13 protein-coding genes are annotated in these 17,456 nt (G+C 69.0%); 10 read left to right on the top strand and 3 right to left on the bottom strand.

Features of this window, described 5'->3' with window-relative positions; genetic code table 11:
* The first annotated feature begins 1 nt into the window (after window position 1).
* The 7 genes from HUA75_RS18670 (at window position 2) to HUA75_RS18640 (ending at window position 6,498) form a co-directional block, all read left to right on the top strand.
* Window positions 2-1,879 (top strand): hypothetical protein, encoded by a 1,878-nt coding sequence (locus HUA75_RS18670; protein WP_174487184.1) that lies wholly within the window; start codon window positions 2-4, stop codon window positions 1,877-1,879.
* 45 nt (window positions 1,880-1,924) lie between these two features.
* On the top strand, window positions 1,925-3,076 hold the full coding sequence (locus HUA75_RS18665) for a serine hydrolase (RefSeq protein ID WP_371746139.1): 1,152 nt from the start codon (window positions 1,925-1,927) through the stop codon (window positions 3,074-3,076).
* A gap of 284 nt (window positions 3,077-3,360) precedes the next feature.
* Window positions 3,361-4,674, top strand: a complete 1,314-nt coding sequence (locus HUA75_RS18660) for a hydroxyacid-oxoacid transhydrogenase (protein ID WP_141640901.1) — start codon at window positions 3,361-3,363, stop codon at window positions 4,672-4,674.
* A gap of 19 nt (window positions 4,675-4,693) precedes the next feature.
* Complete coding sequence (locus tag HUA75_RS18655; RefSeq protein WP_141640902.1) at window positions 4,694-5,128, top strand: thioesterase family protein; 435 nt, start codon at window positions 4,694-4,696, stop codon at window positions 5,126-5,128.
* Between the two features lie 10 nt (window positions 5,129-5,138).
* Window positions 5,139-5,579 (top strand): hypothetical protein, encoded by a 441-nt coding sequence (locus tag HUA75_RS18650; protein ID WP_141640903.1) that lies wholly within the window; start codon window positions 5,139-5,141, stop codon window positions 5,577-5,579.
* Window positions 5,579-6,037, top strand: coding sequence for a hypothetical protein (locus HUA75_RS18645; RefSeq protein WP_141640904.1), 459 nt, complete (start codon window positions 5,579-5,581; stop codon window positions 6,035-6,037). The genes HUA75_RS18650 and HUA75_RS18645 overlap by 1 nt, the downstream gene beginning before the upstream one ends.
* A 2-nt stretch (window positions 6,038-6,039) precedes the next feature.
* Window positions 6,040-6,498 (top strand): hypothetical protein, encoded by a 459-nt coding sequence (locus HUA75_RS18640; RefSeq protein ID WP_141640905.1) that lies wholly within the window; start codon window positions 6,040-6,042, stop codon window positions 6,496-6,498.
* A 44-nt stretch (window positions 6,499-6,542) separates the two neighbouring features.
* Here HUA75_RS18640 and HUA75_RS18635 read toward each other — a convergent pair whose 3' ends face one another.
* A complete protein-coding gene (locus tag HUA75_RS18635) occupies window positions 6,543-7,988 on the bottom strand; it encodes an amidase (RefSeq protein ID WP_174487183.1) in 1,446 nt (481 codons plus the stop codon).
* A gap of 106 nt (window positions 7,989-8,094) precedes the next feature.
* Window positions 8,095-8,451, bottom strand: coding sequence for a hypothetical protein (locus tag HUA75_RS18630; protein ID WP_174487182.1), 357 nt, complete (start codon window positions 8,449-8,451; stop codon window positions 8,095-8,097).
* A gap of 356 nt (window positions 8,452-8,807) precedes the next feature.
* Here HUA75_RS18630 and HUA75_RS18625 point away from each other — a divergent pair, with 356 nt between their 5' ends.
* The 3 genes from HUA75_RS18625 (at window position 8,808) to HUA75_RS18615 (ending at window position 15,684) form a co-directional block, all read left to right on the top strand.
* Window positions 8,808-10,835, top strand: coding sequence for a membrane dipeptidase (locus HUA75_RS18625; protein ID WP_254627666.1), 2,028 nt, complete (start codon window positions 8,808-8,810; stop codon window positions 10,833-10,835).
* A 68-nt stretch (window positions 10,836-10,903) separates the two neighbouring features.
* Entirely contained in the window at window positions 10,904-13,858 is a 2,955-nt protein-coding gene (locus tag HUA75_RS18620; protein ID WP_174487180.1) for a DEAD/DEAH box helicase, read from the top strand.
* 35 nt (window positions 13,859-13,893) lie between these two features.
* A complete protein-coding gene (locus HUA75_RS18615; RefSeq protein WP_141640932.1) occupies window positions 13,894-15,684 on the top strand; it encodes a DUF885 family protein in 1,791 nt (596 codons plus the stop codon).
* On the opposite strand, the gene HUA75_RS18610 is transcribed toward HUA75_RS18615, so the two are convergent.
* The gene (locus HUA75_RS18610) at window positions 15,685-17,424 is read right to left on the bottom strand and encodes a hypothetical protein (RefSeq protein ID WP_174487179.1); all 1,740 of its coding nucleotides are present in this window, start codon (window positions 17,422-17,424) and stop codon (window positions 15,685-15,687) included.
* Window positions 17,425-17,456: the final 32 nt, after the last annotated feature.

Below are 17,456 nucleotides of genomic sequence, written 5' to 3'. Positions count from 1 at the left end.
CGTGATTCTCCCGTCGGACAGCGACTACCAGACGGCGCTCCAGCATCCTCGGCAGGCGTTCGCCGACCCCGAGTTGAGAGAGGGTGTCGTCGAGCTGGGAACGGGCGCGATGGCGGGCCTGCCGCGGCCGCGCGCGGGCAACTTCGCGACCATCTACAAGGTGACGTGTGGCGAGAAGGTCTACGCCGTGCGTTGTTTCACCCGCCCATTTCCCTACGACTTGCAGTCCCGCTACCTGGAGATCCAACGTCATCTGGAGCAGCACTGGCTGCCGTACATGGTTGGCTTCACGTTCCTTCCCCGAGGCATCCACGTCCGAGGGCGGTGGGTGCCCATCGTCAAGATGGAGTGGGTCCAGGGAGAGTCCCTGGAGCGCTATGTCGGGCGCCACCTGCATGAGCCCGCGAAGCTGTTCCAGCTCGCCGCCGAGTGGTTCGACCTGGTGAAGGCGCTGAGCCGCGCCGCTGTCGCGCATGGTGATCTCCAGCATGGCAATGTCATTGTCACCGACTCAGGACTGCGGCTCATCGACTACGATGGAATGTGTGTGTTCTCGCTGCGTGGGCGCGAGAGCCATGAGCGGGGGCACGCCAACTACCAGCATCCAGCGCGCGACTCGGGCTCGCTCAACCTCCAGTTGGACCTCTTCCCGGCGTGGGGGGTCTGGTTCTCGCTGGTCGCGCTCGCGCACGACCCGTCGCTCTGGGAGCGGTTCCAGGGGGGCGACGACTGCCTCCTGTTCCGGCGGAAGGACTTTGTCGAGCCGACCCGTTCTCCATTGCTCCAGGCGCTACTGACTTCGCCTCATGCTCGAATCCGCGAGTACGTGCCGAGAACCCTGTTGTCCCTGCTGGCACTCGCGCCCTCGCGCTTGCCGGAGCTGACCCTGGACGAAGGACTGGACAAGCGACTTGTTCCGGAGCCCGGACCGCAGCCGACGCGCGCGCAAGCCCACGCGCGGGCGCTGGCGCGCTTCATCGCTCCAGCGTCGCTGGCCCCCCGCGAGTTTTCTCGTGAGGACTCTCTGGAGCGCGGCATGACCGGGGGCGTGCTGGTCACCGCGATGCTGGGGCTCATTCCGGGCGTGGTGTTTTCTCCGTGGTGGTTGGTGGGAGCGGGGCTCGTGGGCGGACTGGGGCTTTCGCGCGCGCTCTTGCTGTATCGGAAGGAGCCCGTGGCCCAGGAACACCTGCGGTTGGAAAGGCAATGGGCCGAGTCCCGTGCGTCCCGAGGCGATGTGGAGGCGCGACTTCAACAGCTTCGAGTGGACCGACCGGCCGTGGCGCAGCGCGCCCAGGCGGCCCACGCGCGACTCCTGGGTGAGCAGGAGTCGCTCCATGGCTGGATGGAGGAGGTTCGTGAGCGCAACCACGACGTGGATCGCTCGGCGCTCGACCGCGTCGACGGACGGCGTGTCCAGGTGGACCGAGAGGAACTCAACGCTCGAAAGGACCTGGAGGCCGAGCACAAGTGCTGGGAGGAAGACGCGGCGCTCCAGGCCCGGCTCCCCGACGAAGAGAAGAGACAGATGCGACTGCGGTTCAAGCGCGAGGCCGAAGAGCTCGCGGCCCGCTTCGACGCACGGCGTGAATCCCTGGAGTTGGAAGAAGACTCCGCGGCGGTCCAGATGCGAGCGGATGGCATCCTGTCGAGGGAGTTCCGCAAGGCCCTGACGCATGCCGAGCAAATCATCGACCAATTGAGGGAGCACCATGTGGAGCTGGTCGAGGTGGACCAGGAGATCGCCCGCCTCCGGCGCGAGTGCATCACCCTCTGTTGGAGAGAGCTGGAAGCGGAACGGGCCGTCTCCTCGGGCGATTCCCTCAGCTTCACGCGCTTTCTCGCGCGGCTCTTCCACGAGACTCCCGAGAAATCTTGAAGCAGGGCTGTCGTTGTCACCCGGGAGTCAACGGGGACTGGACACGTGCTCGGACGGGCGCGTTACGTCCCCGGCTTTGGTCGTGGTGGCGCCGGTGTGTCCCTGGCGGGCGTGGTGGACTTCGACTACGAGAGAGCGTCCCGGCTGGGCGTCGCGGATGCCCTGGGGGCCTTCGTGGCGGGCTCGGCGGCTCCCGCGGGGGACAGCACTTCCTGGAGGACGATGATGACAACGTGGTTCGTGCCGCGTGGTTGGTTTGGGGCCTTGGCGCTGTCCTGGCTCACGATGGGAAGCGCCCTGGCGGCGGCTCCGGCAGCAGGGGCTCCGAAGCGCGAGACACTTCGGTCCGTCGTGGATTCGCTGGCGGCGGAGGCCGCGCGCCTGGCTCCGGGAGCGGACGTGGCCATCGCGGTGAAGGACCTGCGCACCGGGGAGTACGCGGGGTCTTCCGACACGGTGCCGCACATCTCCGCCAGTTCGGCGAAGGTGTTCTGGGTGGCGGCGGCCTTGAAGAAGGCAGAAGAGTCGAAGGTGGCGCCGCTGGCGGAGAAGGTCTTCCGCACCTCGGACAACGAGGCCTCGGGCGCGGTCATCGACCTGGTGGGCGGGCCGGACGCCATCAATGACTATCTGCGCTCGCTGGACGTGAAGAACACCGCACTGACGAAGTGGAACTACGGCAAGCCGCGCCGCGCGACGAACTCGCCCCAGGTGATGGGGAATGACAACTACCTCTGTGCGGCGGACGCCGTGTCTTTCCTGCATCGCTTGAGCGCGGGCCAGTTGCTGAAGCCAAAGCCGACCTCGCGCATGCTCGCGTGGATGGAGCTGACGCCTCGCGAGGGGTGTGGTGGTTGGCTGGGGACGCTCCTGCCCGCGAAGGTCCGGGCCTCGATGCGCCACAAGGCGGGCTGGCTGCCTCCAGGGTGCTGCTCGGATGACTCGCGCTACAACGTGCTCAACGAGGTGGGGCTGGTGCGGCTGCCGGATGGTGGTCACTACGCGGTGGCCATCCTCGCGGCGCGCGGACCGGACTGGCCGCGACAGGCGTTCTTCGTCGAGCGGGCCTCGTGTGTGCTCTATCGCACGCTCTCGGGAGAGGCCTCGCTGGACTGTGGGGAGTCGCTCGCGAAGCAGGGCGGACCCGCGCCGGTGCCCGTCGAGGACGGCGGCACGCCTCCGAACTACGACTGCTGAGCACGGCTCGATGGAGTTCCTCGCCACGCGAGTGGAGGGGCTCGGCGGACGGAGGCACACCTCCGAACCACGACTGCTGAGCACGGCTTGGTGGAGTCCTCAGGGGTTGAATGCGGGACCCCGAGCCACGAGCGCGGAGGGGTTCGATGGCCCTCCCGCGCTCCGCGATGGGCTGTGACGTCCGTACCTTTTTCCCGCCGCGAGCCCCTGGCGCTGGCGGATGTCGCCCGTTCTTCCTCCCACCCACGCTAGATTGCGGCTGCAACCGGCGTGGGAGGACTGTCATGGGCTTTGGTTGTTGCCACTACCAGTCGGTGGGCGAGGGGTGTGACTCCGCCTTCACGATGGATGCGTCGCGCGTCACCTTCGGTCGAGGCTGTCTGTCGGAGGTGGGCGAGCGGGCCCGGGCGCTCGGCATGAGGCGCGTGGCGCTGTTCTCGGATGCGGGCGTGGCCCGACTGCCGCACTTCGAGAAGGTGCGCGCCTCGCTGCTCGCGGCCGGACTCGAGGTCGGCGTCTTCACGGACGTTCGCGTCGAGCCCACGGACCGCTCCTTCCTGGAGGCGGTGCGGTTCGCCGCGGACCTGCGCCCGGATGGCTACGTGTCACTCGGTGGCGGCTCCGTCATCGACACGTGCAAGGCGGCGAACCTCTATGCGACGTGGCCCTCCGACTTCCTGACCTACGTGAATGCCCCCGTGGGCGAGGGCAGGCCGGTGCCCGGTCCCCTCAAGCCCCACATCGCCTGCCCCACGACGTCGGGAACCGGCAGCGAGGTGACGGGCATCACCATCTTCGATCTGCTCTCGTTGGGCGCGAAGACGGGCATCGCCTCGCACGCGCTGCGTCCCACCGAGGCCCTGGTGGACCCGGACTGCACCGCGACGCTGCCGGGCGAAGTGGTGGCCGCCAGCGGCCTGGACGTGCTCTCCCACGCGCTGGAGTCCTATACGGCGCGACCCTACGTCCGCCGCCCCGCGCCTCCGCGCCCCAGCCTGCGGCCTATGAGCCAGGGCGCCAACCCGTGGAGCGACCTGGGATGTCGAGAGGCCCTGCGGTTGATGGGGCTGTATCTGGAGCGCGGCGTGAAGGATGCGGGAGACCACGAGGCACGCGAGCAGTTGATGTGGGCGGCGACGCTGGCGGGCATCGCGTTCGGCAACGCGGGCGTGCATGCGCCCCACGGCATGGCGTACGCGGTGGCAGGGCTCGTGCGCGAGTTCAGGCCCACGGGTTATCCCCAGGACGAACCGCTCGTACCCCATGGAATGGCGGTCATCCTCAACGCGCCCTCGGTGTTCCGGTACACGGCGGAAGAGAGTCCGGAGCGGCACCTGGAGGCCGCGACGTGGCTGGGGGCGGATGCTCGGGGCGCGGGGCCGAAGGACGCGGGCGAGGTGCTGGCGGACAAGCTCATCCGCATCATGCGCGCGGTGGGGATGCCGAACGGACTGGGCGGAGTCGGGTACACCGAGGCGGACGTGGCGGCGCTGACGGAGGGGGCCTTCCCCCAGCAGCGACTGTTGCAGAATGCTCCCCGCGAGATGTCGCGGCCCGTGTTGAGTGGGCTGTTCCAGCAGGCGCTGGGGTACTGGTAGCCATGGGGAGACTGAAGCCGTGAGTGACGTCGAGACCGCCGAGCGCTATCGCTACTTCCTGCCCATCACCACACGGTGGATGGACAACGACGTCTACGGTCACATCAACAACGTCACGTACTACAGCTACTTCGACACGGTGGCGAACCACTTCCTCATCCAGGAGGGCGGGTTGGACATCCACGGCAGCTCCGTCATCGGGCTCGTCGTGGAGTCGAAGTGCCACTACCGCGCGCCGCTCGCCTATCCAGACGCGCTGCGGGCGGGGCTTCGGGTGGACAAGCTGGGCACGCGCTCGGTGACGTATGGGATTGGCATCTTCAAGGAAGGGGCGTCGGAAGCGGCGGCCCACGGGCACTTCGTTCACGTCTTCGTGGACCGCCAGACGCGCAAGTCCACGGCGATTCCCGAGCGACTGCGCGAGGCGCTTTCGCGACTGACCCTGGCGACTTAGGACAGCGGCCATGCCCTCGTCCTTCCTCCAACTCCTGGTCAAGACGCATCCCTGGGGAGCCACGCTCCTGCTCGTCGTGGGGTTCGCGTTGGCCCTGCGCGTGGCGTCGTGGATGAGTGGCTGGCATGGACTCGCCAGGCAGTTCCGCGCGGACGGGCCCGCCCCGAGTGACATGCGGAACTTCACCACGGGGAAGATCGGCTGGATCGACTACAAGAGCTGTCTTGCCGTGGGCGGCGATGCGCAGGGGCTCTACCTGGTGCCGAATCTCATCTTCCGACTCTTTCATCCCCCGCTGCGGATCCCCTGGTCGGAGATTCATGACAGGGAGGTCACGTCGTTCTTCTTCGTGAAGCGCGACACGTTTCGGGCGGGGGAGCACTCCACCCGGATTCGGCTCCGGGCCGCCGTGACGGAATCCCTCGACTTCTACCTGCCCCCGGCGAACTGATGGAAACGCTGAGCATCACCTTCGACGCCCGGCATGAGCTCACAGGCGAGGTGGGTTCAGTGAAGTGTGGCCTCTGTGGAGAGGCCGCGCGGGGCCGAATGCTGGACCAGGGTGGATTGGCTCGGGGCTTTGGCTGGGATTGTCCGTGTGGCGCGTTGGGGATTCATGCTCCGCTGTATGACCTGGATGAACTGTACCGCGACATCCTCGAGGCCTGGGGCTTGAAGCCTCGTGACCCGGACGTCTCGCCGCCGGCTCCGGTGGGCGAGTCCGGGCTTTTGTCCGCGGTGTATGTGGATGGGCCCGCGCTGCTCCGAGGCTTGTTCGCGGAGGCTCGGAGTCAGGGCGCCCAGGTGGCCTCCACGGAAGTGCTGGTCCGGCTCGTGGTGCCTGGGTTTTCGTCCCCTGCGTCCATCTGGGATGTGGTCTGGGCACGCGCGCCTCGGCAGGGAGAGTGACGATGATGGAGACACCCTCCGTGTTTCTGCTGGCCGCGACCTCCATTCCGCTCTGGTTGGGCATTCCGCTGTTTGTGGTGGGCCTGCTGGCGTTGGCGCTCTTCTCGTCGCTGAAGGGGGGCTGGTTCTGGCTCGCGCGGAGGTTTCGCACGGACGAACCCATGCCGAGGGGCGCCATCAGTGGTGTCACGGGGCGGATGGGTTGGGTCCATTACAGGAACTCGCTCACCGTGGGGGCGGACGAGGATGGCCTCTACATCTCGATGATTCCCGTCTTCATGCCCTTCCATCCTCCCCTGTTCATTCCCTGGTCGGAGATTCGAGAGCGAAAGCGGGAGACGCCGTTCCTCTCCGTCCTCACGAAGTTCGACAGGCTGGAGGTTGGCCCGAAGCGCACGGTGGTGCGCATCGAGAGCCTGGTCATGGACGGGCTCGGTCGATACCTGCCGCTCCCGCGCTGAGCCTCTCTTCCTCGAGAGGCCCAGCCCGCTCACTCAAGGGCGTGTCAGGCGTCCCGCGCCGCATGCACGGGAGGCCGGCGCACGGACCACGGACGTGCCTCCTCCAACTGTCCCGCGAGGCGGAACAACGTGGCCTCATCCGCGAAGCGGCTCACGAACTGCACGCCGATGGGCAACTCCTGCGCGTTCCAGTGCAGCGGCACGGACATCGCGGGCTGTCCTGTCACGTTGTAGAGCGCGGTGAAGGGAATCATCGAGAACACGTGGCGGTACCACTCGCCAGCGCTCATCGGCTTGTTGGAATCCATCGCGCCCAGCGGGTAGGGCGGCACCGCCGCCGTGGGCGTCAGCAGCAGGTCATGGTCCACGTAGAACGCGCCCACGGCGCGGCTGACCTGATTGAACACTCCCAGCGCCGCCTGGAGATCCGTCGCCTTCAGCGAACGGCCATGCTGCACCGCCGCCCAGGTGGTGGCCTCCAGCGTGTCCGGGCCCACGGGACGTCCCAGGGCCCCGCCCAGCATCCCCGCCAGGGCCGCGTTGGTCGAGGACCAGACCGTCACCATCGCCTCCACCAGCGCGGCGTCGTCATAGACGGGCGCGGCCTCGACGATGTCGTGCCCCAGGGAGGCGCATAGCTTCGCGGCGTCCTCGACCGCCGCGACGTTGTCGGGGCTCACGGGCCCTCCGGACGCCGGCCTCCTCGAAATCGCGATGCGCAGCCGCCCCGGCTCCCGCCGGACCTCATTGAGATAGGGCCGCTCCGGCGGCGGCGCGTAGTGCGGGTCGCCCACCGCGGGACCGTGGGTGGCATCCAGCATCGCCGCGCTGTCGCGGACCGAGCGCGTCACCACATGCTCCACGCCCAGGCCGTTGATGGCCTCGCCCGAATTGGGCCCCACGGAGTTGCGCCCGCGCGTGGGCTTCAGGCCGAACACTCCACAGAGGGCGGCGGGAATGCGCAGGGAGCCGCCGCCATCATTGCCATGGGCCACCGGGACGATGCCCGCCGCCACCGCCGCCGCCGAGCCTCCACTGGAGCCACCGGAGCTGCGTCCCAAATCCCATGGGTTGCGCGTGGGGCCATGCAGCACCGGCTCCGTCGTCGCGTTGTTGCCGAACTCCGGCGTGTTCGTCCGGCCCAGCAACACCACGCCCGTGCGGCGAAAGCGCTCCATCAACACGGAGTCGAACGGCAGCATCAGTCCGCGCGTCAGCCGACTCCCCAGGTCCGTCGGGACGCCCGCCGCATGCAGCGCCAGGTCCTTGATGAGGAAGGGCACCCCGGTGAAAGGACCCTGGGGAAGCCCCTTCTGCACGGCGGCCCGCGCGTCCGCTTCCCGGACGTCGATGACCGCGTTCAGCTTCGGATTGACGCGGGCGATGGCAGCGAGCGCCGCTTGCGTCAGCTCCGTCGGAGTCACTTCCTTGCGACGTACCAGCTCCGCCAGCCCCATCGCGTCGTATCGCGTGTAGTCGTCCAGGTGCATAAGCCCTTGTGGCGCACCGGACCGCGGAACGCGTTCCAGGTGCGGCGCACGAGGATACCGCCTTGCCTCGGGCCGCCGCGAGGACGGCCCAAGGCGCACCTCGACTTCAGTACCGACAGGCGCGGGCTTCGCAGTAACCCTGTTGCCCCTTGCACACGCAGTCGGCGTCGTCGCTGCACCGCGTCAGCTCGCACCACGGGCCTCCACCGCCGCCACCACCACCACCAGGAAGGGTGTATCGACACCCATTGCTGACGCAGCTCACGCTGCTCGCGCCAGGGCACGCGGCCCAGCACTCGCTCACCGTCGAGCACCGGACCGCGACACAGACCAGACTCGCCGCGTCCTGGGGTTCGCTGGACTCGGGCGCGAGAACCTCGGTGGTGGCCGGCTCGGCGAAGGCGGCCGTGGTGAAGGACAACAGGAGGGCGAGACTCCACGGGAGGACACGGCGCAGGGACATGACTGCTCCTTCGAGACCCCGGCCGACCTCGCGCCAGTGCGGGACGCCATGGGCGAGGACAATCGTATCAGCATGGCTCTGGTAGCGCGGATGTGCGCCCGCCCTACCGCACTGTGTCTGTTGTTCCGCTCCACGCCGTCAACCGGGTCCAGACGCGCCTGTCATTGGACCGACACCCCGGCGCCCGCCGCTTCCAGGCCGGCGACTCCTCGTGACGCACGGAGACGTCCCCTGAAACCACGGTCTCGAGGTGGGCGTGGATTGCTCGATATGCCCGTCGTGCGGGGAGTATCCTCCCGGGCGCGAAGGCGGAGCCGTCCGCCCCCGCATCCCAGAAGGAATCCCCCTCCATGTTCATGTCTCAGCACCGTCGGCGCCAGGGAGCCCTGGCCCTCCTTCCTCTCACCCTCTGTCTCGGGCTCGCGTGTGGCCCCGTGCAGGAGGGTGAGGCTCCCGTCGAGGTCGCCACCGAGGCCCAGACGCAGCCCCTGGCCGCGCCGGGCTTCGCGGAGCTGCACCACCACATGTTCGCGGAGGAGGCGTTCGGCGGCGGGTGGTTCCACGGCAGCCACGCCGGCTCGCTGGTGAGCTGTGACGGTGGCCTGCCGGAGAGTGACCATGCCCGGGTGCGCATGGACCTGAGCAACCTGCTCAACCTCTGCCCCGGGGTGGACCTGAGCGGCAACCCGTTGCTCGCGGCGTTCTTTGGCCTGGGCGGCGCGGTGGGCTCGGAGTTCATCGGGAAGATCGAGGGCACCGAGGGCGACACGGGCATCCACCTGGGGCGCATGTCGGTGAACACGCAGTGGCCGCGCTGGGACACCATCGCGCATCAGCAGTCGTGGGAGGGGTGGCTGCGGCAGGCGCACCAGGGCGGCATGTCCCTGGTCATGGTGTCGCTGGTCAGCAACGAGTTCCTCTGCAAGGCATTGCCGTACCAGAACATCTCCCGGCCGTGTGACGAGATGGTGGACGTGGAGCTGCAGCTCCAGATGGCGCGGGCCTTCGACGCGCGCACCGACTGGGTGGAGATCGCCCTGACGCCGTCGCACGCGCGCAGCATCATCGCCTCGGGCAAGCTGGCCATGGTGCTCTCCATCGAGACGAGCAAGCTGTTCGGCACCAAGGACTGGCGCCTGGAGCTGGACCGCTTCCACGCCCTGGGCGTCCGCTCGCTCCAGCCGGTGCACCAGCTGGACAACCGCTTCGGCGGCGCGGCGCTGCACAACGCCATCTTCCAGGCCGCGCAGTTCACGGAGAACTGCCACATCGACACCGACTGCGGCGTGACGACGGACACGATGACGCTGGGCTTCGATGTGTACCGCGACGCGGCCGGCAACTGCCGCAACACCAAGGGCCTCACCACGGACGGCAAGGCGCTGCTCCAGACGATGATGGGCAAGGGCATGCTCATCGACGTGGCCCACCTGTCGGAGAAGGGCCTCCAGGACGCCTTCGCCGTCGCCCAGGCGAACACCTACTACCCGCTGGTCATCTCCCACGGCCACTTCCGCGAGGTGATGAACCCGAAGCTCGCCGACGACGAGAAGACGACGCCCGCGTGGGTGGTGCGCTACCTGCGCCAGACGGGTGGCATCTTCGGCCTGCGCACCGCGCATGACGAGACGCGCGCGTACACGCGCTCCGGCGTCGCCAACAACTGCCATGGCTCCACGCGCTCGCTGGCCCAGGCCGTCGAGTTCGGTCGCCAGGGCCTCAAGGTCCCCATGGCCTTCGGCGCGGACCTCAACGGCTTCATCCAGCAGACGCGTCCGCGCTTCGGCAACAACGGCGCGTGTTCCGCGACGTTCCAGGCGGAGGCGGATGCGCACCTGCGTCAGCAGAACGTCTCCGGTCCCGCGCGCCTGGGCACGGGCTTCGACGAGTTCGGCCTCGCGCACGTGGGCTACCTGCCTGACTTGCTGAAGGACCTGGGCCGCGTGGGCGCCAACACCACGGGGTTGTCCGGCTCGGCGGAGGCCTTCCTCAAGGTGTGGGAGCGCGCGTCCAATCCGCGCACGGGCATGGCGGACGCGGCGGCGGACATCGACACCGCGGGCGTGGCCACCTACGTGGACAAGGGCACGCGCGAGGCCGCGTACCCGGTGCTGTGCGGCGAGCACTACGCGCCGGACTCCAAGGCGGTGGGCGAGTCCTGCCGCTTCAAGGAGGAGTGCGTCAGCGACGCATGCACCGCGTCCGGCTGCAACAGCGCGGGCACCTGCATCTGCGACCAGGAGACCGACTGCGCGAGCACCCAGTACTGCGGTTGGGGGCTCAACAGCGGCAAGTGTCAGCCGAAGAAGGCCAAGGGGGCAACGTGCCTGTATGGCAAGGAATGCCTGTCTAATACCTGCCGTTGGACGCTGACCTGCGGCTGAGCGAGGGAGCCGGGGTGCGCATCGCCGTTGCGCGGCGCACCCCGGGGGCGTAGGGAGTCGACACTCCCATGTCCGCATTCGCCAAGCTGCTCGAAGCCGTTCGGAAGGAAGCCCGCCCCGGTCTCTGGTCCAAAGGCGTGGGTCTCGCCCGTGACGGGGCCGTGGTCCTCCAGTCGAAGACGGACAGCGAGCTGGAGCTGAGGGTCCGCTCGGCGGGGCGCCCGGTCCCCTTCACGGTGGCCCTCTATCCCGCCGACGACGCCTGGGAGTGTGACTGCCCCAGCCTCGTGGACCCGTGTGAGCATGTCGTCGCGGCGGCCATCTCGCTCCAACAGGCGGAGCGGGAGGACGCGCCCATGCAGACGGCGGCGACCCGCTGGTCTCGCATCGCCTATCACTTCACGCGCACGGGGGACGGCCTCCAGCTCAAGCGCACGCTGGCCCACGCGGACGGCAAGGAAGAGGCGCTGGAGGGCAGCCTCACCTCGTACATCGCGAAGCCCGCGCAGGCCGCGAAGCTCCAGGTGGAGCAGGCGGACCTGCTCGCCGACCGCATCCTGGAGCAGCGCCGCACGCGCGGCACGCTCAACCCGGAGACGCTCGACGCGTTGCTCAAGGTGCTGGTGCAGGCGCGCAACGTCCTGTTGGACGGTCGCCCCGTCGCCATCCCCGACGAGGTGGTGGTGCCCCGGGCGCTGGTCGAGGAGCGCGGCGGGCAGCTCGTGGTGACGGTGGCGCGCGACTCGCGCGTGTCCGAAGTCGTGAGCCCCGGCGTGGCCCGCGTGGGAGACGCACTGGCCCGCATGGGTGAGACGGGCATGACGGGGCCGTGGCTCCAGAACCTCCCCATCGTCCGCACGTACAGCGCGGAGAACCTCGGCGAGCTGACGTCGAAGGTGCTGCCGGAGCTGGGCCGCCGGATGCCGGTGGAGGTGCGCACGAAGCGTGTGCCGTCCATCGACCGCGAACTCAAGCCGCGCATCCTGCTGGAGCTGAACCAGCTTGAGTCGGGCCTGTCCGTGCTGCCCACGCTCGTCTACGGCGCGCCGCCGACGGTGCGCATCGACAACGGGAAGATGGTGTACCTGCGCGGCGCGGTGCCGCTGCGCGACGAGGCGGTGGAGCAGCGGCTCATCCACGACCTCCGCGAGGAGCTGAACCTGGTGCCCGGCCGTCGGGTGACGGTGCAGGGCCCGGAGATGGTGCGCTGGGCGGACCGGCTGCGACGGTGGGGCGGAGACCTGGCTGGTGACGGCGCGTCCGTGGTGAGTCCGGATGTGCGGCTGCGTCCATCGCTCTCGGTGGAGTCCGCGGGGGATGGCGCGGGAATCCCGCAGGTGCGCTTCACGCTCGAGTTCCAGGTGGAGGGTGGCAAGGGCGGCGAGGCCCGCTCGGTGGACGCGGCGGCCGTCGTCCGGGCGTGGCAGGAAGGACTGGGGCTGGTGCCGCTGGTGGGAGGGGGCTGGGCGCCCTTGCCGCGCGCGTGGCTGGACAAGCATGGTCAGCGCGTGGCGGACCTGCTCGCCGCGCGTCAGCCGGACGGCCGCGTCTCCAACCACGCGTTGCCGCAGCTCTCCTCGCTGTGCGAGACGCTGGAGCAGCCGCCTCCTCCGGGCCTGGACAAGCTGGCGCCGCTCGTCGAGGGCTTCGAGAAGCTGCCGCCGCCCGTGTTGCCGGACGACCTCAACGCGTCCTTGCGTCACTACCAGCAGACGGGTGTGAGCTGGCTGGGCTTCCTCAAGAGCGCGGGCCTGGGCGGCATCCTCGCGGACGACATGGGCCTGGGAAAGACGCTGCAGACCATCTGCGTGTTGGGGCCGCGATCGCTCGTCGTCTGTCCCACCAGCGTGCTGCCCAACTGGGTGGCGGAGCTCAAGCGCTTCCGACCGTCGTTGAGCGTCTGCGTCTACCACGGCCCCGGCCGCGAACTGGACCCGGCGGCCGACGTGACGCTCACCACATACTCGATTCTGCGACTGGACGCGGCGGCGCTGGGCGCCAGGGAGTGGGCCGCCCTGGTGCTGGACGAGGCGCAGGCCATCAAGAATCCGGAGAGCCAGGTCGCGCGCTCCGCGTTCGGCCTCAAGTCCAACTTCCGGTTGGCGCTCAGCGGTACGCCGCTGGAGAACCGGCTGGACGAGCTGTGGAGCTTGATGCACTTCACCAACCCGGGCCTGCTCGGGGGACGGCGGCAGTTCGAGGAGAAGGTGTCGCGCCCCATCTCCGAGGGCAACGCGGCGGTCTCCGCGGACCTGCGCCGTCGCATCCGCCCCTTCGTGCTGCGCAGGCTCAAGCGGGACGTCGCGCCGGAGCTGCCCCCGCGCATCGAGTCGGTGATGCACGTGTCGCTGGATGAGCGCGAGCGCTCCATCTACGACTCGGTGATGGCGGCGACGCGCAAGGAAGTGGTCGCCCTGCTCAACGAGGGCGGCAGCGTGCTCAAGGCGCTGGAGGCGCTCCTGCGACTGCGACAGGCGGCGTGCCACCCGGCGCTCGTCCCCGGTCAGAAGGCGACCTCGTCGTCGAAGGTGGAGACGCTGGTGGACGCGCTCGACACCGCGGTGTCGGAGGGCCACAAGGCGCTCGTGTTCTCCCAGTGGACCTCGCTCCTGGACCTCATCGAGCCGGCGCTGAAGCAGGCGGGCATCGGGTTCGACCGGCTGGACGGCACCACGGTGAATCGCGGCGACGTCACCTCCCGCTTCCAGTCGGAGGACGGCCCGCCGGTGTTGCTCATGTCGTTGAAGGCGGGCGGCACGGGCTTGAACCTCACGGCGGCGGACCACGTCTTCCTGGTGGACCCGTGGTGGAACCCTGCCGTGGAGGCGCAGGCGGCGGACCGCGCGCACCGCATCGGTCAGGAGCGGCCCGTCAACGTGTACCGCCTGGTGTCCCAGGGCACCGTCGAGGAGCGCATCCTCGGACTCCAGGACAAGAAGCGCGCGCTGATGGAAGCGGCCTTGAGCGAGGCCGCCGGCGCCGCGGCCATCACCCGTGAAGACCTGCTGGAGCTGTTCTCGTGAAGTGGCTCCAACTCACCACCCTGGGAGTTCTCCTGATGACGTCCGTGGATGCCGAGGCGAAGAAGCCGGACGCGGCCAGCACGCTGCGTGCCCTCATCGAGCAGGATTGGCAGTACCAGCTCGAGCACAGTCCGACGTACGCGTCCGTCCAGGGCGACCGTCGCTGGAACGAGCGCTGGGATGACCTGAGCCTCGCGGCCATCCAGGCGGACCACCAGCACTCGCGACAGGTGCTGGAGAAGCTCAAGAAGGTGGAGCGCGCGCGCCTGTCCGCCGAGGACCAGCTCAACCTGGACCTGTTCCGCAGGGACCACGAGACGTGGGTGGAGGAGCACCGCTTCGGCTGGTACCTGCTGCCCACGAATCAGATGGGAGGCATCCCCGAGGGCATCAAGCAGCCCCCCGGCGTGCAGACGGCCTACCAGCTCGCGGACACGCTGCGCTTCGAGACGGTGAAGGACTACGAGGACTGGCTCGTCCGGCTCCAGGGCTTCGGCACCTATGTGGACCAGGTGGTGGCGCTGATGCGCGAGGGTCTGCGCCAGAAGAAGGTGCATCCGCGCGTCATCCTCCAGCGCATCCCGCCTCAAATAGAGCGGCAGCTCGTGGAGGACCCGACGAAGAGCGGCTTCTACAGCCCCTTCCTGCGCTTCCCCGAGAAGCTCCCCGCGACGGAGCAGCAGCGTCTGGCGGAGGCGGGCCGGAAGGCCGTGCGCGAGGGCGTGGTGCCCGCGCTGCGGCGCTTCCACCAGTTCCTCACCGCCGAGTACCTCCCGGGCGCGCCCGAGGCCGTGGGCGTCGGGCAGTGGCAGGACGGCGTGGAGATGTATGGCTTCTTCGCGCGCAAGTACACGACCACCGCGCTGACGCCGGAGCAGATCCACACCCAGGGGTTGGCGGAGGTGAAGCGCATCCGAGGGGAGATGGAGGCCATCATGAAGCGGACGGGCTTTCAGGGCTCGCTCGCGGAGTTCTTCCAATTCCTGCGCACGGACCCGCGCTTCTACGCCCGCACCGGCGACGAGCTGCTGATGCGCTACCGGGCCCTGTCCAAGCGGATTGACCCGCTGCTGGTGCGCCTGTTCAAGACGCTGCCGCGCCAGCCCTACGCGGTGGAGGCGACACCGGAGGCCATGGCCCCCGACGTGACGACGGGCTTCTATTACCCGGCGGCGTCGGACGGCTCGCGTCCCGGCACGTACCTGGTGAACCTCTACCGCCCGGAGACGCGCCCGCTCTGGGAGATGGTGCCCCTCACGCTGCACGAGGCGGTGCCCGGACATCACCTCCAGACGGCACTGGCCACCGAGCAACTGGGGCTGCCTGAGTTCCGTCGCTACGGCTACTACGTGGCCTATGGCGAGGGCTGGGCGCTGTACTGCGAGACGCTGGGGGACGAGCTGGGCCTCTACGCGGACCCCTACGACAAGTTCGGCCAGCTCTCCTATGACATGTGGCGCGCCGTCCGCCTCGTCGTGGACACCGGCATGCATGTGAAGCAGTGGACGCGCCAGCAGGCCCTCGACTACTTCATGGAGAACGCGCCCCGCCAGGCGTTGGACATCACCAACGAGGTGGACCGCTACATCGCCTGGCCCGGGCAGGCGCTCGCGTACAAGGTGGGGCAGCTCAAGATTCAGGAGCTGCGCACGCGCGCCGAGCAGGCGCTGGGCTCGCGCTTCGACGTGCGCGAGTTCCACGACGTGGTGCTGCTCGGGGGCTCGCTGCCGCTGGACGTGCTCGAGCGCAAGGTCGACGCGTGGGTGGCGGGACAGCAGCCCCCCGCCGGAAAGAAGGGGGCTTCGTCCCACGCACCAGCGCCGTAGCTACTTGCCGCGCTTCACCGTGGCCCGCACCAGCTGTTTGATGGCGCGGTGGGCGCGCGGGCCACCGGCCTTGATGAGGCGGTCATTCAGGTCGTCCACCAGCCGGTGGCGCAGCGGGGGCTCGGTGGTGAGCAGGGCCTCGTAGCTGGCCCGCAGCTCCTCCTCCCGCTCGGCGAAGGCGCGCAGCTCCTGCTCGCGCGCGGCGAGCTGCTCACGCAGGGAGAACAGCTCCTCCCGCTCCTCCTCGCGCGCGGCGAGCCGTGCCCGCAGGGTGTGCAGCTCCAACTGCTCCGCCTCCCACCGCGTGCGCTGCTGCTCCAGCTCCCGCAGCCGGGCCTCCGTGGCCTCGCCGCGCTCGAGCAGTGCCTGGTGGCGCATCTCCGCTTCCCTCGCGGCGGCCTGGGCCGCCTGGGCATCCTCGGCCCGCTGGAGCCGCGCCTGCTGGAGTTCCTGGCGGAAGTCCTCCATCCACAGGGACGCGCGCGACACCCAGCTCACGTCCGGCGTCGGCAGCTCCAGGCTGACCGCCAGTCGCTCCAGCCACTCGCGGCGCAGCGCCCGCTGGCTTTCGATGTACTCCGTGCCTCGGGCCAGGGACTGGCTCCAGTCGCTCGCGAGGAACTCCGCGAGCGAACCCTCCGTCTCCGCGAGCCCCGCCTTCTTCTGGCGGTAGTAGTCGTTGAAGGCGAACAGGTGGGTGGGCACTCCGGCGACCTTGCCCAGCAACGTGACGTGGTAGGACGAGGCGAAGAGCACCTCGCCCTGCTGGATTTGCTCGACGGCCTGATGCAGTCGTCCCTGGAAGAGCAGGCCCACCAGGTCGATGACGTCCGCGCGAGGGAAGTACTCCGGGAAGGACGTCTTGCGCATGGCCGCGACGCTGTCCTCCACCACGGGCCGCTCATCGATGTACGCGTTGAGGACGACGGGCGAGGCGTCCTCTCCGAAGCGCGCCCGCAGCGCCTGGAGCTGCCCGTTCATCAACGTGGTGGGCGTGGGCATCAGCGCCGGGTCCTCTCCCACGTTCGTGTAGACATACGTGGAGAGGTTCATGTGCAGCGCGAAGCGTCCGGCGCCAGGCGTGCGGGGTTCGCCGCGTGAGGCCTGCGCGCCCGCGCGATCCAACTCCTCCAGCGCGTCGTCTCCAGACAGGCGCGCTTCCAGGCCGCAAGCGACGAGGGCCTCGGTGGACTCCGGATCCCTGCAACCGATGAGCGCGGGCTGCCACTGCCGCGCATGCGCCGCGAGGCGGCCGGCGAACTCCGGCCCCACCTGGAGTCCCGACAGGACGTAGTGGCCCGGCAGCCACGCGCGGAGCACCGTCTCGATGAGCTCCAGCATGGAGTCCCCCCAGCGCCCGTTGAAGTACCCGCCGCCATAGACGTGCAGGCGGCAGGGCCCCCGAAGCAGGAGTGGGGACACGGGCTCCAACCCCAGGCTCCTCGCCGAGCGGTCCGCCTCCTCCCAGGGCGCGCCCGAGAAAAAGACGAAGTCCTCCGTGCCGAGCACCGAGGGAAGTTGTTTCAGGGACTGCGGGTCCGTCACCCTGCCCAGCTCATGCAGGGAGGCGACGACCGCTGACTCCTGGCGCGCGCGGTGCCAGCGGACAACCCCCTGCAGCATGAGGATGTCCCCGAAGTTCCAGTAACCGTTGAATCCTCCGGCGAGGAGGACTTTTGGCAGCTCGGGGGAGTTGAGCTTCTTCAGGGTGGTGGGCGTCGCGAAGAAGGAGAAGCGCATTCTCGTTTCTTAATCACGGACGTCACGACGTC

Origin of the sequence: Myxococcus sp. CA040A (assembly GCF_013336725.1) — a bacterium.
GTDB lineage: Bacteria > Myxococcota > Myxococcia > Myxococcales > Myxococcaceae > Myxococcus > Myxococcus llanfairpwllgwyngyllgogerychwyrndrobwllllantysiliogogogochensis.
This window is presented reverse-complemented; position numbering and strand designations above follow the sequence as displayed.